The sequence below is a fragment of the Rosenbergiella collisarenosi genome (genome assembly GCF_018494085.1).
In the GTDB taxonomy this organism is placed as follows: Bacteria; Pseudomonadota; Gammaproteobacteria; order Enterobacterales; family Enterobacteriaceae; genus Rosenbergiella; species Rosenbergiella collisarenosi.
In genome coordinates, this window is the sequence record NZ_JABBFP010000008.1 from 19,003 (window position 1) to 37,528 (window position 18,526).

Genomic DNA, 18,526 nt, shown 5'->3' on the forward strand with positions numbered 1-18,526 from the left:
AGCGTACAAGTGTACGCTATTCTTCCGTCTTCAATTGAAAAGGGCTAAATGTAATTATGGTAGATAAACGCGAATCCTACAGCAAAGATGACCTAATCGCTTCAGGGCAGGGTAAATTATTTGGTGAGAATGGGCCCCCGCTTCCTGCAGACAATATGTTAATGATGGACAGAGTTGTTCTCATGTCTGAAAACGGTGGTCACTTTGATAAAGGCTTCGTCGAAGCTGAACTTGATATCAATCCTGAACTATGGTTCTTCAAGTGTCACTTCGTCAACGATCCTGTTATGCCTGGATGCCTAGGCTTAGATGCCATGTGGCAACTTGTTGGATTTTACTTAGGCTGGTTAGGCGCAGAAGGTAAAGGCCGTGCACTCGGCGTGGGTGAAGTAAAATTCACCGGACAAGTTCTCCCGACCGCCAAGAAAGTCACCTACAAAATCCACTTCAAACGTGTTATCAACCGTAAACTGGTGATGGGCGTGGCAGATGGTGAAGTATTTGTTGATGGTAAGCTAATCTATACCGCTAGCGATCTTAAAGTTGGTCTATTTAAAGACACTGAATCGTTCTAAGCTGTGCAACGCTAATAAAAAAAGCAGATTCATTATCTGCTTTTTTTATATCTAGGATTTATGCAAAGGCTGAACGTTCTTCAATCGCCTTGCGCCACCCTCCTAACCAATGTGACCGCGAGTCTAACGTTTGATAGGGACAGAGTTCTTTCGATCGCCCAGTTTTTCCGGTTTTGTATCCCAGTGAATAAGCTCTTTCTAAGCGATCGCGTTTTTGTCTCTTCATATCCGTTTACCCTCATAAGATGGCTGGTTAAAAGATGAGGTGATAACTTTATCACCTCCACCTTTTTACGCTTCTCGTTACGCGAGATCAATGGCTAATTTTCGAACAGCTTTGCAAGTTTTGAGCTAAGTCACTTAATTACGTTATAGCAATCACTAATCATTCAGCCGCGAAGCGATCTGTTGTGCCTCTTGATACCACGCTGAGGACAGCGCCTGAACCAGAGCCTGATACCCATCATCTTTCAGCGGGACCACTATCTCGAACGGCTGACGCGTCGTCTCCTCTTGGTGCTGGTACAGCCAATAGCCTTTCACTAATGCATGTCCATCCCAACGGCCTTGGAAGGCAGTTATCGTCACGGTTAAAGAATCAGGTTGCCCATCGGTTAACGTGTTAGTGACCAGCCAGTTTGGCAGTAGGTTACTTAGATTAGTAACCAACGATTGCTGCAGTTGCTGGTCGAGTGGACTTGCCCACAAGTTTTGCTCGGCGATACGATACTGTACGTCGGAAGTCTGAAAGGCGATGCCCGTCCCAGCCAAAGCATCCGGTAAGTTTATGGATTGGATCCACAAGCGTTTCGGTTGTTGGACTAGGCCAGCGCTTGAAGTGTGGGTCAATGCCCCCCCTGGGGGCGTAGTCAGTTGATAATACTTTGCCGTGTCACTGCTGCTACACGCGGTGAGATAAACGGTGAGCAAAGCTATAAGAATTTTTTTCACTATTTAGCCCTTTTAGGTTGTGGATCTTTGGCAGGTGAAGCCTCGAAAACCAAGGCATTACTCTTAGTATTTATCGTACGCAACACCGGTTGCAGCTCTGCAAGTACTTGATCTAAACGCTGAAGGTTGCCGACTAGCTTGTTATAGGCCGGTGACCCCGGTTGTAGTCCCTTCATACTTTGGTTTAGCTCACGCAAGGTCTGCTGCATATCCTGCGGTAGGGTTTTCATCGCCGGGCTATTAGTGATTTGATTCACATGATCAAGAGTAATCTGCAGCTGTTGCATCGTCTTCTGACTCTCTTTCAGCGACCCCGTCGCTTCCGTTAGTAGCGGATTGAGCGGGAGCTTCTCAAACTTGTCGAGAATCGACATCACTTTTTGCTGCATCTGTGTCAATCCACCGTCTACGGTAGGAATGATATCGTACTGGCCGATTTTAGTCGGGCCTTTATAAGCTCCCTGATTGTTCACGAAATCGAGGTCAACATACAATGCACCGGTGATCAGGTTCGCCGTTTTCAAGCTCGCCCTTAATCCATGCTGTAGTCCATCCGCTAAGCGTTGCTGGAGATTAAAGTCAGCACCCAATTTTTTAGAGAAGCGTTCGGGTTCGATTTTAATCAGCACAGGGATACGATAATCGCCGTTCAATTTCTTCAGCATGTTAGGGATAATAAAGGGAACTTGTGCGACCGTACCCAGACGGATACCGCGAAACTCAACAGGTGCTCCGGCTTGTAATCCGCGAATTGACTCGTTGAAGAACAATAGGTAATCGTCGTGTTGGGTATAGAGCGAGTCTGTGATACTACGTTGATAGTTGAAGAGGTGGTAATGCGCTTTGTTTTCAGCTGTTGTACCGAGGTCCCAGCCTTCTGGCACATCGAAACTCACTCCACCACTAAACAGGGTCGCCAACGAGCCCATCTCTACGCGCATACCGGCAGCAGACATATCCACCGCGATACCACTATCTTTCCAGAAGCGTACATTACTGGTGACGAGTCGATCGTAAGGGGCTTGGATAAATAACTGGTACTCCATTTGGCGCTGCACGGGGTCGAAGCGGCTCAGTTCTACCGAACCGACACGATAGCCTCTAAATAATACCGGATCCCCGGCATTTAGCTGGCCTGCCTGGTCGCTATTCAAACTAATATGAATACCTTTTGCATCCGGCGAAGCGAGTGGCGGTGAATCGAGCAGCTTATATTGTGCCGCTTCCTCGCCCTTTCTGCCTGCTTGCAGTTCAATGTAAGATCCAGATAGCAATGTTCCTAGCCCAGTTACGCCTTCACGACCAATTTGCGGTTTAACCGTCCAGAATACGCTATCTTGATGGAGCATTTTTTCCATCCCCGTATTTAAACGGGCACGGATCTCAACGTGCTGCAGATCGTCGCTTAACTTAGCACTCTCTACCATCCCAATATCCACACTACGGCTCTTAATCGCGGTTTTACCGGGGACAATGCCATCGGCATTGGCCGTGGTCAGTACCACTTCTGGGCCTTGATGGGAGAAATGATAATAAACGATCCACGATCCAATAAGGATGGTGATGATAGGTACGATCCACACGGGCGACCAGCGTTTAATTTGCGTGATCCTTGCTTCACCAGATTGATTATTGCTCAATGGATTCTTCCTCATGCTTTTTAATACTTTCGCGATCCCACAACAGGCGCGGGTCGAAGGCTTGTGCTGAGAACATCGTTAAAATAACGACGAGACAGAAGAGTAATGCGCCTTCTGCCGGGTAGACATTCATTAGACTGCCCATCCTTACCAACGCGGATAAGACGGCGATGACAAAGACGTCAACCATGGACCAACGTCCGACAAACTCAACTATTTCATAAACAACCTGCATACGATGATTGTCGCGAGCGCCGTAACCGCCGGCGTTCCAGCTTAACCAACCGATCGCTAAGATTTTCATACTGGGGACGAGGATGCTGGCAATAAAGATAATCATTGCGATTGGCCAAGAGCCTTCATTCCAGAGAAAAATAACCCCCGCCATAATATTCGAGCCTGATGCACTCCCTAGCGCATCGGTCACCATGATCGGCATGATATTCGCGGGGATATATAATATAACGGAGGTCACTAATAGGGAGAGTGTCCACTGCAGGCTTTGTGGCTTACGCGCATAGCCACGCTGATGGCAGCGAGGACAAACGGGATTATCTGCTAACACTATCGCCGTGCAGCAGGGGCAACTGCGTAGATTCTGCGCCAATCCACTGATCCCTGCGGTCGGTGTGATGGGTAAGGGTGGCACAGAGCTGATGCGTCGCCAGATGACGTGGCGCTCTAAGCATTGAAATGCTCTAAGTTGGCATAAGCAAAATAAACACCAAGGCCAAAACCCCATCTCAAGGCCGATTTTGCCATAGGCCATCAGCTTAACGAAACTGACTAATACCCCGGCAAGAAAAATCTCTGCCATCCCCCAATTTTTTAGATAAAACAATCCCTTAGCTAAAGGAATACTGAGTATCGGGCTCAGTCTTTTATTGAGGGTAAGAAGAAGGATTGCGACAAGGCAGGTCGCAGGGATGATCTGCACGAACAACAAAAAGATCGTCGCTAAAAAGCGGTAGCGATCATCGACCATCGCTTGCGGGATTTGCAGGAGACTGATTTGGTTAGTCATCCCCATCACGCTGATACTAATAAAAGGGAAGACATTCGCCAAGGCTAGCATCACTAGTGCCGAGAAGGCATACGCCATTGGACGACGAAGAGGCTCATGCCATGCCGTGCTGATCGTGGTCTCGCAGCGCGGACAGATAGCCCTTGTGCCCGGCGTAAGGCCGGGCAATTTAATCGTCATATCACAGTGTGGGCAAAGCACCCACCTGTGAGAATGACCGTGATGAGAGTGCTCACTCATACAGCATCACTTATTATTCACCATTTTTAAGGTTTTCCAAATGCTCCCAACGTTCGAAGGCAATATTAAACTCTGCTTCTACCGCAGCAAGCTTATCGATAATCGGTTGCGTTTCGCCGTGAGGGCGAGTGAAGAACGCGGCATCTGCCATTGTACTTTGCAGCTGTGCGATCTCGGCCTCAAGGCCTTCCATCTTTTGCGGCAACTGTTCCAGCTCACGGGTTAGATTATAGCTGAGTTTCGCCGGAGCCTTTTTTTCCACCGCTGATTTATTCGAATCAGTGGCTGTCGAGGGGACTGCCGCCTTAGTCGCCTGAGGTTTACGTTGCGCCCCTCGTGAGGTACTACGTTGATGCTGTGCGTCGTGATAGCCCCCAACGTAACGACCAATCTCACCCTCGCCTTCGAAGATCCAGCACTCAGTCACGGTATTATCGACAAATTGACGATCGTGGCTGACCAATAAGACTGACCCTTGATAGCCATCGATTAACTCTTCGAGTAGTTCGAGGGTTTCCACGTCCAAGTCGTTGGTCGGTTCATCGAGGATCAATAGGTTACTTGGCTTTAGGAATAATTTAGCCAGCAATAAACGGTTTCTTTCCCCGCCTGATAACGCCCTTACCGGGGTCATCGCACGTTTAGGGTGGAATAAGAAGTCCTGCAGATAACCTAGAACGTGACGCGGCTTACCGTTCACGAGGACCTCTTGTTTGCCCTCTGCCAAGTTATCCATGACCGTACGATCGGGGTCTAGCTCCGCTCGGTGCTGGTCGAAATAGGCGACTTCTAGCTTCGTCCCGATATGCACTCGGCCTTGCTCGGCCTGAAGCTGACCCAGCATTAAGCGTAATAGCGTGGTTTTTCCGCAGCCATTCGAGCCAATCAGGGCGATCTTATCACCCCGTTGAACTTGAACAGAGAATTGATCCACCAGCGTTTTTCCGCCTACGTGATACACGACATCTTCTAGCTCAAAGACGATTTTTCCTGAACGGCTCGCTTCACCCACTTGCATGTTAGCTTTACCCATCACCTCTCGGCGTTCAGTACGCTCACGACGTAGTGCTTTCAACGCCCTTACACGACCTTCATTGCGCGTCCTACGCGCTTTAATCCCTTGACGGATCCAGACTTCTTCCTGCGCTAATTTACGGTCAAACTCGGCATTCTGCAGATCTTCAACCCGTAATGCTTCTTCCTTACCCAGCAGATATTGGTCATAATCGCCAGGCCAGGAGACCAATTTGCCACGATCGAGATCCACGATACGCGTTGCCATATTGCGGATAAATGAACGGTCATGCGAGATAAAGATGATGCTGCCATTGAACGTCTTAAGGAAGTTTTCCAACCAGTGGATAGTTTCAATATCTAAGTGGTTCGTTGGCTCATCGAGCATCAAGACTTTTGGATTGGAGACTAAGGCCCGACCTAACGCAGCCTTACGCAACCATCCGCCAGAGAGCGAAGAGAGTTCTGTATCGGCATCTAAGCCGATGTTCAAAAGCACATCGTTGATCCGGCTTTCAAGTTGCCAAAGATTCTGATGATCCAACACCCCTTGCAAGCGAGCCATCTCATTAAGGTTTTTCTCGCTCGGGTCTTGCATCACGATATGCGAGATAGCGTGATAAGCTTTAAGGTGCTGAGCTTGCTCCGCCACCCCTTCTGCCACAAAATCATAGACCGAGCCCGCTATGTTCCGCGGTGGATCCTGTTGTAAACGGGCAATAACTAAATCTTGCTCGTAGACGATGCGACCATCATCCAACGGTACTTCCTGATTGATGATTTTCATCAGGGTAGACTTTCCCGCACCGTTACGGCCAACGAGACAGACGCGTTCGTTTTCTTCGATATGCAATTCGGCGTTATCGAGTAAAGGTGCATCGCTGTACGATAGCCAAGCACCATGAATACTAATTAATGACATAGTTATTGTTCCTGACCTACACGCGTAACTAACCAGCAGTTGTGGATATGTTTATTGCGAGAGAAATCTTGAGATTGTGTTTTAGCGGTAATATCCCGCGCTTGTAAACCGACTGCAGCAAGGCCGTCATGGTCCATACGAAAACCACGTTTGTTGTTGGAGAACATGATAGTGCCCCCCGTGCGCAATAGATATTGTAGATCGGTCAGCAGAGATAAATGGTCACGCTGCACATCGAAGCTATCTTCCATCCGCTTAGAGTTAGAGAAGGTTGGCGGATCGATAAAGATCACATCGAAGGTTTCGCGAGACTCTTTAATCCAGCTAAGACAGTCTGCTTGGATAAGACGATGCGACTGCCCAGAAATATCGTTCAACTGGAAGTTACGCTCGGCCCACTCTAAATAGGTGCGAGACATGTCTACCGTAGTCGTAGACTTCGCGCCGCCGAGTGCCGCGTGAACACTTGCGGTCCCCGTATAGGCAAAGAGGTTGAGGAAATCTTTGTTGCGACTCATCTCGCCAAGCATCTTACGCGCTAAGCGGTGATCGATAAAGAGCCCCGTATCGAGGTAATCGGTCAGGTTGACCCAGAAGTGCGCGGAAAACTCGCTCACCTCAAAGAAATCATTTTTGGTCGCTAATTTTTGATACTGTTGAGTGCCTTTTTGGCGTTCACGAGTTTTTAGCACCAGCTTATTAGCGGGTAGCTCTAAGACCTGTAACGTCACGCTTATCACGTCAAAAAGACGTTGGCGAGCCTTTTGCGGCTCTACCGTTTTAGGTGGCGCATACTCTTGAACCACCACACAGTCGGCATAACGGTCAATCGCGATATTATAGTCAGGCAGATCGGCATCATAAATACGGTAGCACTCGATCCCTTCTTGCTTCGCCCATTTATCTAATTTCTTGATGTTCTTACGCAGACGGTTTGCAAAGTCTGGTGCTAGCTCACCCACTACCTGCCCTTCTACCGGCGCACGTAACTTATAATTTTTCTGAACGCAGTCTAGCGGACCATTCTTCGCCTTAAACTGACGATCGGCACGAAGTTGCAGACAATCTAGCAGTTCCGGCGAGCCACTGAACAGCGACAGGTTCCAACCGCCAAACTCGGCTTTTACGCGTCGACCAAGTTGGCTATGCAGCGCAATCAGTGCGGGTTCGTTTTCTAAACGCTCGCCATACGGTGGATTACTGATCACCGTACCGACTTCTGCCTCAGGTTGCGGGTTTTTCAGGTTCACGGCATCTTGGCGCTTAAAACTGATAAACGGTGCAACCCCTGCACGGCGGGCGTTAGTTTGTGCTCGCTCAAGAACCTGTGCGTCGTTGTCATAACCGAAGAAGCGGATCTGTTTACTCTGCATGCCTAAGTTGGCACGTTGTTGCGCCTGTGCAACGAGTTTCTCCCATTCCGCTTCGTTGAATTTTTTCCACGCGAAGAAGCCCCAGTGATCGCGTAAGAGACCTGGTGCACGATCTGCAGCCATCATCGCGGCTTCGATGAGTAAGGTACCCGAGCCACACATCGGGTCGACCATTGGCGTGCCACTTTTCCAGCCAGAACGCATGATGATCGCAGCCGCTAGCGTCTCTTTGAGCGGCGCCTGTCCCGTCGCATGACGATAGTTACGCTGGTGCAAGGCATCGCCGCTTAAATCGAGGGAGATGCTGACTTTATCGCGGTGTAACCAGGCATTGATGCGGATATGTGGGTAGTCTCTATCGACATTAGGGCGAGGGAGATTCTTACGCGTAAAGCTATCGACGATCGCATCTTTAATTCGCAGTGCGCCGAATTGGCTGTTACGGATTTCGTCGTTGGTGCCTTGGAAATTGATAACAAATGATGACTCAGCATCAAATATCTCATCCCACGCGATAGATTGCGCCCCGACATAGAGGTCGAGATCACTAAATACGTTGAACTCTCCCAGCGGTAACATGATACGCGAAGCGATACGACTCCAGAGCAGGCTCCGGTACATCACTTCATCATTACCACTGTAGTGAACCCCTCCCGGTACCAGTCGTAAATCTTGAGCGCCAAAGCCCTCAAGTTCTGTTTTTAAAAGTTCTTCCAGTCCACGACCGGTGCTGGCAAAAAGAGAATTCATAATAAATATCTTTGTTTCGGAAAATTTGCGCCTAGTATAGCGAATCGCGACGCTATGTCATAAAGTTACTGCAATTGTACGTGTAAAAGAGACTCCTTCTGATGATTACCTTAGCGAAACTGTTCATTTATCCTGTTAAGTCGATGCGTGGCACTCAGTTATCACACACTTTGGTGGAAGAAACGGGGTTAACGTGGGATCGCCACTTTATGCTAACGTTAGAAGATGGGACTTTTATCACGGCACGTAAATATCCTGAACTGCTTCGCTTCACCCCGACACTCAGCCGAGATGGACTCTACCTACGTGCGCCTGACCTACAACACGCATGGATAAGGATCGAGGATTTTGCAGAGGTCGATGCTCCCACCGAGGTCTGGGGGAATCATTTTACGGCAAAGATTGCCCCCGACTCGATCAATCGCTGGCTGAGCCATTATTTTCCTCACCCGGTGCAATTACGTTGGATCGGTAACACCCCACAACGTAAGGTAACCAAGCGCCCGGAACATCCCTTGTCATTCGCTGATGGCTACCCCTTCTTGCTCATCAACGATAGTTCACTGCACGATCTGCAGAACCGCTGTCCTGCGGGGGTAGCTGTCGACCAATTTCGAGCCAACTTAGTCGTTAGCGGTGCCAGTCCATGGGAAGAAGATCACTGGTCGGTGATCCGCGTCGGCGAGATTATTTTCGATGTTGCCAAGCCTTGTAGCCGCTGTATCCTCACCACGATAAATAGCCAAACAGCGCGTAAGCACCCTAGCGGGGAGCCGATGCGCTCACTGGCACAATTTCGCGAGGCGGCAGATGGCTCGGGGGATATCGATTTTGGCATTAATCTGATCGCCCGAAATAGCGGCATTATTCAAGTCGGGGAGCAGGTTGCCGTATTACAGCGTAAACCGCCACGGAGTTATTTACAGAAGGTGTCACAGGCTGGCGTTGAAGCTCCCCCGGTATTGAGTACCACTGTAAGAGATGTCGAGATAGCGTTTTCCGGTCGACACTTTATTGGCAACAATCAGCAAATACTGTTGGAGCAGTTAGAGCAACAGGGCTTTTCAATTCCCTATTCATGTCGGATGGGAAGTTGTGGGAGTTGCCGTTTAAGCAAAATTTCAGGTGAAGTGACCGCTATGAATGCCAACGCAGTGAGCGACTCCACCTTACTAAGCTGTTGTTGCATTCCTAACCAAGGACCCCTGCAACTCGAGATTGATTAACCGACTTTTTCTAGCAGCAGTGAGGGCTCGGCGTGCCAGGTCAATAGGCGATCGTTCATAATCTTGATCGCATCACCCAAACACAGGGCTTTGCCACTATTTAGCAGCATTTCCGGTTGAGCAACAATACACAATGAGGCTTGTGGATTGGTTTCAATTACCAGCAGTAACGCCTCTTCACCATTACTGGTCAGTTCCGCTACGACCATATCGCCGACCGCAGGCTGCAGCGCATACTGACGAGAGACAAAATGCCAGCTCTTCGGCATTTGCGGTTTCAGGAACCGGTACGCTACCAAGCTGTTAATAATTAGCTGCTGAGTTTGAGCGTTGTCCAACGGGGTGTTCAGGCAACTTTCTGCAAATTGTTCGAAGAGTGAGGCATCGTCTACGCAGAAGGGATGACAACAAAAAGCGTCAGGGATCAGCATCTTAGAGGAAAACCGCGAGGCGAAGTTCGAGCCATCTTTCATATCTAGCACAACTGAATCTTGCTCTGAATCAAAGTACCATTGCCAGCGGTTATCGGGTTTTAAGTGCATATCATCCCCTAAATAAAATTAAGATTATATAGATATATTTGGCATGAAATATTTATCTATTAGAAAGACGTGCAAGAAATATAAACGACACCGCACAAAAAATAAACCACTTTCTCTGTGCAGGTGTCTGATTATCTAGATTCCTATTACTATATTTTTAATTAGTTTAGGACCGTGATAGATAAATCCAGAATAGACTTGTAATAGAGTTGCCCCCGCAGCCTGTTTTTCTTTTGCTGCGACTAACGAATCTATCCCGCCTACTCCGATGATCGGCAGTGCGTCCTGTAATTCATGGTGCAAATGTTTGATCACTTCTGTCGATTTTAATTGTACTGGACGCCCACTCAAGCCGCCCGCTTCACTCGCATAAGGTAATCCTTCAACCAGTGAACGGTCCAATGTTGTATTGGTAGCGATGACGCCATCAATATTATGTCGGACCAAACTATCGGCCACTTGAATAATTTCTTCGAGAGAAAGATCTGGGGCAATTTTGACTACGACGGGTACATATTTTAAATGTCGCTGCTGTAGGTCGTGCTGTTTATTTTTTATCGCCGCTAACAATTCGTCGAGCGCATCGCCATACTGCAGAGAACGAAGACCTGGAGTATTAGGAGAAGAAATATTGACGGTTATATAGCTGGCATGTGCATACACTTTTTCCATGCAAAAGAGGTAGTCATCGCTACCCTGCTCAACAGGAGTGTCTTTGTTTTTACCAATGTTAATTCCCAACACCCCCCGATAACGGGCCGCCTTCACATTCTCAACCAGCTGATCAACGCCGTGGTTATTAAACCCCATCCGGTTGATAATGCCCTCAGCTTGTTCGACGCGAAATAACCTGGGTTTATCATTACCCGATTGCGCGCGTGGCGTGACGGTACCGATTTCGATAAAACCAAAGCCCATCGCGGCAAACGCATCGATACATTCACCGTTTTTATCTAGACCGGCCGCTAAACCGATAGGGTTTGGAAAGGTGATGCCCATTGAATGAAAAGGCTTACTCGGGAGGCGTTGCGTAATCAGGGCTTCGAGGGGCGTTCCGCTAACTTTTTTTAGCGCTTGAATGGTTTGCTCATGAACTTTCTCGGCATCAAACTGGAATAGCGCAGAACGAATTAATGGATACAACATTTCCCCTCCAAAGGTGGCTGACAAGAGTAATAGCAACGGACTTCAGTCAGGGGGGGATGGTAGCAGTTTTAGGCAGAAAGTAAATTTAACTTGCAGGGTAGCGGAAAACAAGCTCTACCGAGGTAGAGCTTGTTTAGGCACGTTAGGCGGCGAGCGCCTTAGTGATCTTCTCGTAAAGGTCGCGCGAGAGGTTGTCCAACGTCAAGAGTTGCTCAAGTGCCGCCCGCATTAACGCTTGGCGAGCTTCGTCGTAGCGTTTTAAACGGATCAGCGGTTCAATCATTCTTGCCGCTATTTGTGGGTTGCGCTGATTCAGGTCGGTCAGCATTTCCACCAAGAACTGATAGCCCGATCCATCTTCTGCGTGGAAGGCAGCAGGGTTGGATGAACAGAAGGCGCCCACTAACGAGCGTACACGGTTAGGATTTTTCATGGTGAAAGAGCGATGGTTTAATAATTGACGCACCTGAGTCAATACCTGCGGATCCGGACGGGTCGCTTGTAAGACAAACCATTTATCCATCACCAGACCATCTTGATGCCAACGGTCATCCCACTGGGCGAGTAGTTGTTCTGCCGCAGGGAGCTGCGCGGATACCGCACTGCTAATCGCCGCGAGCGCATCGGTCATGTTATTCGCCGCTTGGTATTGCGCCACCGTGAGTTGTTCGCCGAGTGCTGCATCGGTGAATACCAAGTACGAAAGTGCAACGTTCTTCAGCGACCGTTTACCGATGTCCTGTTCCGTGACGTGATACTCCGCACACTGGTGCTGCTGATAGGCGTTCTTAAACTCATCGGCCAGTGCGCCTGCAAGTAGCTGCATCAGCGAAGCTCTTACCGCCGCAATCGCCGTCGGGTTAATCACCTCGAACCACTCAGCAATCTCGTTCTCTGAAGGCAGCGTGAAAATTTGCGCTTTTAACGCTGGCTCCGCCGTTTCATCGACTAGCACGGCGCGGAATGCATCCACCACATGACGCGGGACAGACATCGCTTGTTGCTGTGCGAAACGCGCGATATTCAGTTTCAGATAGATAGCTAATAGACTTTGCGCCGCATCCCAACGTGTGAAGGCATTACGCGCATGCTGCATCAGGAAGGTAAGTTGAGCATCGCTCCATTGGTAATGTAATTTCACCGGTGCCGAGAATTCGCAGAGCAGTGCTGGCGTGGGTTGGAACCAGACTTTATCGAACACAAAGATCTGTGTAGCTTCAGTCACATTAAGGACCGAATCGATCGCTTCGCCTTTATACTGTAACGGGATCACCTGCCCTTCGTTATCGTATAACTCAATCGCCAGAGGAATATGTAACGGCTTCTTTTCTCCTTGATCGGCGGTAGCCGGCGTTTCTTGTGTCACCGTCAGCGTATAGGTCTCGCTATTCGGATCGTAGTCATCCTCAATCGTTAATTGCGGCGTTCCAGACTGGCGATACCATTGACGGAATTGTGTGAGGTCGATCCCGGAGGCATCCTCCATCGCTTTGACAAAATCTTCGCAGGTTGCGGCGCTGCCGTCATGGCGTTGGAAATAGAGCGCGATCCCAGCTTGGAATTTCTCTTCGCCTAATAACGTATGGATCATACGAATGACTTCAGAACCCTTCTCATAGACGGTTAGGGTATAGAAGTTATTCATCTCCATCACTTGTTCTGGGCGGATCGGGTGAGCCATCGGACTCGCGTCTTCCGCAAACTGTGCGCCACGCATCACGCGGACATTATCGATACGATTAACCGCGCGCGAGCCTAAATCGGAGCTAAATTCTTGATCACGGAAAACCGTTAATCCTTCCTTTAAGCTGAGCTGGAACCAATCCCGGCAGGTCACACGGTTACCACTCCAGTTATGGAAGTATTCGTGCCCGATCACCGCTTCGATACCGAGGTAGTCTTTATCGGTGGCGGTTTCCGGCTTCGCTAATACATACTTAGAGTTGAAAATATTGAGGCCTTTGTTTTCCATCGCCCCCATATTAAAGAAGTCGACAGCAACGATCATAAAGATATCGAGGTCGTATTCGAGGTTAAACCGCTGCTCGTCCCACTTCATGCTCTGCTTTAGCGAGGTCATCGCCCAGTCTGCACGGTCGAGATTGCCTTGGTCGACGAAGATCTCTAGCGCAACGTCGCGCCCGGAGCGAGTGGTGAAAACATCACGCAGCACGTCGAATTCGCCCGCAACTAAGGCGAAGAGGTAGCACGGTTTCGGGAACGGATCTTGCCATTTGATCCAGTGCTGACCGTTATCGAGATCGCCGCTTTCGATACGGTTACCGTTCGATAATAAATAAGGGTAACGCTGTTTATCCGCGTAGATAGTGGTGCTAAAGCGCGCTAAGACGTCAGGTCGGTCGAGATACCAAGTAATATGGTGGAAACCTTCTGCCTCGCATTGTGTACACAGGGCGTCACCCGATTTATACAGCCCCTCAAGCGCAGTATTCTGGTCAGGATGGATTTCATTCTCTATCTCTAGCGTAAAGTGCTCAGGAACATTACGCAGTAAGAGATTACCCTCTTCGATCGCGTAATCCTGCCACGGCGTACCATCAATCTTGACGCTAACCAGTACTAGTCCCTCACCTTGCAGGAGCAGGTCTTTGGCCGACGCATCACAACGCTTGACCTGACTCATCGCGGCGACCTTGGTCGTTTTTTCATCCAGATGAAAGGTTAAATCGATATCGGTGATAGTGAATTCCGGCGCAGTATAATCTTTACGATATTTAACTTGTGGTTGCTGAGTCATGCAATGTCCATGTGAATGATAGAGTGTTACGACAAAGTCTAGGCGCTCTCTATAGCAGATTCCAGTACCTCGCGGCAAGTCGCTACCGTTATGAACATAAATTTAACATTTAGCACAATTTATTCTCGATTTCGCTAATAATCTATGGTGTGATCCAATTCACTTTTTAGTGCGACAAGTTATACTGTTGCCTGACACAACGACTTTTCTGCCGGGTTGCAGAGTGACAATGTCCAAAGGATGCCGAAAAGCACTATGAAACCACTTGCTTCTCCGATACTGACCACACTTCTTGATACAGATGCGTATAAATTGCATATGCAGCAAGCGGTATTTCATCGCTATCCACACCTCTGCGTTACAGCGGAATTCCGCTGCCGAGGCGATGAACTACTCGGGCGGTATACCGACGAGATCATGACGCAGATCGAGCTTATGCAGCAGCTCGTGCTAACCGATGACGAATACCGTTATCTGGCCTCGCTCCCCTTTTTCACTATCGATTATCTGAACTGGCTGAAGACGTTTCGCTTTAATCCGCGTCAGGTCAGCGTTAGCAACCAGCAGGGTCACCTAGTTTTAACGATTACCGGTCCGTGGGTGGAAGTTATTCTTTGGGAAGTCCCGCTATTGGCGCTGATTTCTGAGATCGTCCACCGTCATCGCACACCTAGTGTCACCGCTGCCGATGCGCTAACGCTACTTAACACTAAGTTAGCGAAGTTTAAGATGGATTCTGCCGACCTCGATATGTCCCGGTTTAAACTAATGGACTTCGGTACGCGTAGACGTTTTTCTCAATCCGTTCAAGAGTCCGTGGTCGAGGAGCTCGTGCGCGAGGTTCCATGGCTAGTGGGTACCAGTAATTACGATATTGCACGTCGCCATCACCTAGCGCCGGTCGGGACACAGGCTCACGAATGGTTCCAAGCCCACCAGCAGATAAGCTCGGAGCTAGCGCACAGCCAACGCGCTGCCTTGCAAGCCTGGCTTGAAGAGTACAACGATATGCTAGGTATCGCGTTGACCGACTGCATCGCGACCGATGCCTTCCTCCGTGATTTCGGATTTAATTTTGCTAATCGCTATCAAGGTGTGCGCCACGATTCAGGGGACCCTGTCGCTTGGGGTGAGAAAATTATCAATCACTATCGTTCTCTCGGCATCGACCCACGGGAGAAAACCTTAGTCTTTTCCGATAGCTTAACCTTGGACAAGGCATTAGAGCTTTACCGACACTTCGACCCGCGTATCAATATTATTTTCGGAGTCGGCACTCGCCTTACGTGCGACTTACCCGGTGTCAGCCCATTAAATATCGTGATTAAATTAACCAGCTGCGACGGTAAGCCGGTGGCTAAATTATCCGATAGCCCCGGGAAAACCATCTGCCAAGATATCTCTTTCGTTAAGGCGCTAGAAAAAGCCTTCGACTTACCGAAGATTAATTGTCCAAACTAGCCGTAGGCCAGAGGTAATCTGGCCTACTCTGCCCTTTTTCTATGAATATTGCTTGTTTACTTAGCCCGCCTGAGTAACATATCCTACCCAATTCAATAGTGATTCCATCAAACAGAGAGATAATTATGAGCATAGTGCCTGTCGTGGACGTGCTAGACGGCCGTGTCGCTGTAGAGTCAGACGTTACAGTGCGTGGCTGGGTGCGTACCCGTAGAGATTCAAAAGCTGGTATTTCCTTTATCGCCATTTACGATGGCTCCTGCTTTAATCCCGTTCAGGCGGTGGTCAATAATTCGCTTACTAATTATCAAACCGAAGTCTTAAACCTGACCACCGGTTGTTCAGTTGAAGTGACAGGGACCGTGGTAGCCTCCCCTGGCCAAGGTCAATCGTTCGAAATACAAGCAACGGCCGTTAAAGTTGTCGGTTGGGTTGAAGATCCTGATAGTTATCCGATGGCCGCTAAGCGCCACAGTATTGAATATCTGCGTGAGGTCGCCCACTTACGCCCGCGTACTAATCTCATTGGTGCCGTTGCACGGGTGCGTAATACCCTGGCGCAAGCTATCCACCGCTTCTTTAATGAGCAAGGTTACTTTTGGGTTTCAACCCCGTTGATTACTGCATCGGATACCGAAGGTGCCGGTGAGCTATTCCGCGTATCCACGCTGGATATGGAAAACCTTCCTCGTAACGATCAGGGTAAAGTCGACTATAGCCAGGACTTCTTTGGTAAAGAGGCCTTTCTTACCGTATCCGGCCAATTGAATGGCGAAACGTACGCGAGCGCCCTCTCTAAGATCTATACATTCGGTCCAACTTTCCGCGCAGAAAATTCGAATACTAGCCGCCACTTAGCAGAATTCTGGATGGTCGAACCTGAAGTGGCGTTTGCCCATTTGGACGATGCCGCCGCACTCGCCGAGGCGATGCTTAAGTACTGCTTTAACGCTGTCTTGACCGAGCGCGCAGACGACCTTGCGTTCTTTGCCGAGCGCGTTGATAAAGAAGCGATCACTCGCTTAGAAAAATTCGTGAGCAGCGATTTTGCGCAGATCGACTACACCGATGCGATCGATATTCTGTTGAAATCTGGGCAATCGTTCGAAAACCCTGTCGAATGGGGTATCGACCTCTCTTCAGAACATGAGCGCTATCTCGCCGAGAAACACTTCGCCGCTCCGGTAGTAGTGAAAAATTATCCGAAAGATATCAAAGCGTTCTATATGCGTCTTAACGATGATGGCAAGACGGTTGCCGCCATGGATGTTCTCGCCCCGGGTATCGGTGAAATCATCGGCGGTTCCGAGCGTGAAGAGCGCTTAGAGGTCTTGGACGAGCGCTTGGCCGAAATGGGACTGAATAAAGAAGATTACTGGTGGTACCGTGACCTGCGTCGCTACGGTACTGTCCCCCACTCTGGCTTTGGTTTAGGCTTCGAGCGTTTAGTCTCTTATGTTACCGGCGTACAAAACGTCCGTGATGTCATTGCCTTCCCGCGTACTCCGCGTAGTGCAAATTTCTAAACCAGGCTTCCCTCATCATAAAATCCGCTGCGGCGGATTTTTTTTCGCCTATTGATTGAGATCATGGCTAAAACAACCGCTCCACATTAAGTTACTTTTAGTTACTTATAGAAATGTGATGAACATCTTTATTTCATTCTTACATACTTGAAAACCCAGCATAACATGCTATTAAGTTAGCGCCCGCAACGGGCGAACTACAAAAACATAATAAATAATAATGCCAATGAGGGTATTAATGATGATTAAGCGCAACGTTCTCTCTCTTCTCATCCCAAGTCTTTTAGCCATCTCTTCGGTCCAAGCTGCGGAGATTTATAATAAAGACGGCAATAAATTGGATTTATATGGTAAGGCAGTGGGTCTCCATTACTTCTCGGGTGATAACTCGAATAATGGTGATTTCTCCTATGTTCGTTTTGGGTTCAAAGGCGAAACCCAAATCAACGATATGATGTCCGGTTACGGGCAATGGGAATACAACATCCAAACCAATAACACCGAAGGTGGCGATGCTCAGGATGGCAATAAAACGCGCCTAGGACTGGCAGGAATACGCTTTAGTCAGTACGGTTCTATCGATTATGGTCGTAACTACGCTATCGCCTATGATGCCCTCAGTTACACCGATATGTTGCCCGAGTTTGGTGGTAACTTCAGCTACTCCGACTCAATGACCGGGCGTACGACAGGCGTTGCAACCTATCGAAATGCTGACTTTTTTGGATTGGTTGAAGGACTCAACATCGCCGTACAGTATCAAGGGAAAAACGAACGTGATGACGTCCTGCGTTCAAACGGCGATGGCTGGGGGCTCTCATCCAGTTACACCTTACCTTACGGATTCGGCATCACGGGTGCCTATCAACAGCAAAACCGTACCGCTAGCCAAAACCATCTCGCTTACGGAAGTGGCGATACAGCAAGTGTTTGGGCTGTTGGCCTAAAATACGATAGTGCGCCGGTCTACGTCGCCGTCAGCTATGCGCAAGGCCAGAACGCCACACGTATCAGCAGCAAGGTCAACGGGATCAGTCAAAGCGGCTTTGCAAATAAAACACAAGACTTCGAAGCCGTCGCCCAATATCAATTTGATTTTGGCCTGCGCCCTTCCCTCGCCTATATTCAATCGAAAGCGAAAGATGTTGAGGGTATCGGGGATGTCGATATCGTGAAATATATCGATGTGGGGGCAAGTTACTATTTCAATAAGAATATGTCGACCTACGTTGATTACCGTATTAACCAGCTAGGGGATAATAATAAGCTCGGTATTAATAACGATAATATCGTCGCTACCGGCCTCGTCTATCAATTCTAATATTTAGGGGATTACTGATAACCGGTAATCCCCTTTTTACTTCGATATCGAAAATTT

The 18,526-nt window shown here is 48.8% G+C and carries 14 protein-coding genes; 5 read left to right on the forward strand and 9 right to left on the reverse strand.

All coding sequences use genetic code 11. The features are described 5' to 3' along the window. Positions 1-56: 56 nt before the first annotated feature. A complete protein-coding gene (gene fabA / locus HGT70_RS12200; RefSeq protein WP_071434890.1) occupies positions 57-575 on the forward strand; it encodes a bifunctional 3-hydroxydecanoyl-ACP dehydratase/trans-2-decenoyl-ACP isomerase in 519 nt (172 codons plus the stop codon). A 58-nt stretch (positions 576-633) separates the two neighbouring features. Here the strand turns inward: fabA and rmf are convergent, their stop codons facing one another. The 6 genes from rmf to rlmKL form a co-directional block, all read right to left on the reverse strand. Beyond that, the gene (gene rmf, locus HGT70_RS12205) at positions 634-801 is read right to left on the reverse strand and encodes a ribosome modulation factor (protein ID WP_157725251.1); all 168 of its coding nucleotides are present in this window, start codon (positions 799-801) and stop codon (positions 634-636) included. Positions 802-956: 155 nt separating this feature from the next. Beyond that, positions 957-1,526 (reverse strand): membrane integrity-associated transporter subunit PqiC, encoded by a 570-nt coding sequence (pqiC, locus tag HGT70_RS12210; protein WP_214196019.1) that lies wholly within the window; start codon positions 1,524-1,526, stop codon positions 957-959. Then, positions 1,526-3,181, reverse strand: coding sequence for an intermembrane transport protein PqiB (gene pqiB, locus HGT70_RS12215; protein ID WP_425328687.1), 1,656 nt, complete (start codon positions 3,179-3,181; stop codon positions 1,526-1,528). Before pqiB ends, pqiC begins: the two co-directional genes overlap by 1 nt. Beyond that, positions 3,156-4,430 carry a membrane integrity-associated transporter subunit PqiA gene (pqiA, locus tag HGT70_RS12220; protein WP_214196023.1) on the reverse strand — a complete coding sequence of 425 codons (1,275 nt, stop codon included), beginning with the start codon at positions 4,428-4,430 and terminating at the stop codon, positions 3,156-3,158. The genes pqiB and pqiA overlap by 26 nt, the downstream gene beginning before the upstream one ends. A 13-nt stretch (positions 4,431-4,443) precedes the next feature. After that, positions 4,444-6,366 carry an ABC transporter ATP-binding protein gene (locus HGT70_RS12225; protein WP_214196025.1) on the reverse strand — a complete coding sequence of 641 codons (1,923 nt, stop codon included), beginning with the start codon at positions 6,364-6,366 and terminating at the stop codon, positions 4,444-4,446. Between the two features lie 2 nt (positions 6,367-6,368). Next, complete coding sequence (gene rlmKL, locus HGT70_RS12230; protein WP_214196027.1) at positions 6,369-8,489, reverse strand: bifunctional 23S rRNA (guanine(2069)-N(7))-methyltransferase RlmK/23S rRNA (guanine(2445)-N(2))-methyltransferase RlmL; 2,121 nt, start codon at positions 8,487-8,489, stop codon at positions 6,369-6,371. A 101-nt stretch (positions 8,490-8,590) separates the two neighbouring features. On the opposite strand from rlmKL, the gene HGT70_RS12235 reads away from it, so the two are divergent. Continuing rightward, positions 8,591-9,715, forward strand: a complete 1,125-nt coding sequence (locus HGT70_RS12235; RefSeq protein ID WP_214196029.1) for a YcbX family protein — start codon at positions 8,591-8,593, stop codon at positions 9,713-9,715. Here HGT70_RS12235 and HGT70_RS12240 read toward each other — a convergent pair. The 3 genes from HGT70_RS12240 to pepN all read right to left on the reverse strand — a co-directional run bounded on the left by HGT70_RS12240 (position 9,712) and on the right by pepN (position 14,161). After that, complete coding sequence (locus HGT70_RS12240) at positions 9,712-10,257, reverse strand: cell division protein ZapC (protein ID WP_071434876.1); 546 nt, start codon at positions 10,255-10,257, stop codon at positions 9,712-9,714. The genes HGT70_RS12235 and HGT70_RS12240 overlap by 4 nt on opposite strands. Positions 10,258-10,392: 135 nt before the next feature. Continuing rightward, positions 10,393-11,403, reverse strand: a complete 1,011-nt coding sequence (pyrD, locus tag HGT70_RS12245) for a quinone-dependent dihydroorotate dehydrogenase (protein WP_214196031.1) — start codon at positions 11,401-11,403, stop codon at positions 10,393-10,395. A gap of 142 nt (positions 11,404-11,545) precedes the next feature. Further along, positions 11,546-14,161 (reverse strand): aminopeptidase N, encoded by a 2,616-nt coding sequence (pepN, locus tag HGT70_RS12250; protein ID WP_214196033.1) that lies wholly within the window; start codon positions 14,159-14,161, stop codon positions 11,546-11,548. Positions 14,162-14,416: 255 nt separating this feature from the next. Here pepN and pncB point away from each other — a divergent pair, with 255 nt between their 5' ends. The 3 genes from pncB to HGT70_RS12265 all read left to right on the forward strand — a co-directional run bounded on the left by pncB (position 14,417) and on the right by HGT70_RS12265 (position 18,469). Then, positions 14,417-15,622 (forward strand): nicotinate phosphoribosyltransferase, encoded by a 1,206-nt coding sequence (pncB, locus tag HGT70_RS12255; protein WP_214196035.1) that lies wholly within the window; start codon positions 14,417-14,419, stop codon positions 15,620-15,622. Between the two features lie 125 nt (positions 15,623-15,747). Next, positions 15,748-17,148, forward strand: a complete 1,401-nt coding sequence (gene asnS / locus HGT70_RS12260; RefSeq protein ID WP_071434866.1) for an asparagine--tRNA ligase — start codon at positions 15,748-15,750, stop codon at positions 17,146-17,148. Positions 17,149-17,389: 241 nt separating this feature from the next. Next, entirely contained in the window at positions 17,390-18,469 is a 1,080-nt protein-coding gene (locus HGT70_RS12265) for a porin (protein ID WP_071435284.1), read from the forward strand. Positions 18,470-18,526 lie beyond the last annotated feature (57 nt).

Excerpts from the sequence above, each read along its gene's own strand:
- fabA (WP_071434890.1), top strand. The coding sequence starts at position 57 with ATGGTAGATAAACGCGAATCCTACAGCAAAGATGACCTAATCGCTTCA.
- rmf (WP_157725251.1), bottom strand. The coding sequence starts at position 801 with ATGAAGAGACAAAAACGCGATCGCTTAGAAAGAGCTTATTCACTGGGA.
- pqiB (WP_425328687.1), bottom strand. The coding sequence starts at position 3,181 with ATGAGGAAGAATCCATTGAGCAATAATCAATCTGGTGAAGCAAGGATC.
- pqiA (WP_214196023.1), bottom strand. The coding sequence starts at position 4,430 with ATGAGTGAGCACTCTCATCACGGTCATTCTCACAGGTGGGTGCTTTGC.
- HGT70_RS12225 (WP_214196025.1), bottom strand. The coding sequence starts at position 6,366 with ATGTCATTAATTAGTATTCATGGTGCTTGGCTATCGTACAGCGATGCA.
- rlmKL (WP_214196027.1), bottom strand. The coding sequence starts at position 8,489 with ATGAATTCTCTTTTTGCCAGCACCGGTCGTGGACTGGAAGAACTTTTA.
- HGT70_RS12235 (WP_214196029.1), top strand. The coding sequence starts at position 8,591 with ATGATTACCTTAGCGAAACTGTTCATTTATCCTGTTAAGTCGATGCGT.
- HGT70_RS12240 (WP_071434876.1), bottom strand. The coding sequence starts at position 10,257 with ATGCACTTAAAACCCGATAACCGCTGGCAATGGTACTTTGATTCAGAG.
- pyrD (WP_214196031.1), bottom strand. The coding sequence starts at position 11,403 with ATGTTGTATCCATTAATTCGTTCTGCGCTATTCCAGTTTGATGCCGAG.
- pepN (WP_214196033.1), bottom strand. The coding sequence starts at position 14,161 with ATGACTCAGCAACCACAAGTTAAATATCGTAAAGATTATACTGCGCCG.
- pncB (WP_214196035.1), top strand. The coding sequence starts at position 14,417 with ATGAAACCACTTGCTTCTCCGATACTGACCACACTTCTTGATACAGAT.
- asnS (WP_071434866.1), top strand. The coding sequence starts at position 15,748 with ATGAGCATAGTGCCTGTCGTGGACGTGCTAGACGGCCGTGTCGCTGTA.
- HGT70_RS12265 (WP_071435284.1), top strand. The coding sequence starts at position 17,390 with ATGATTAAGCGCAACGTTCTCTCTCTTCTCATCCCAAGTCTTTTAGCC.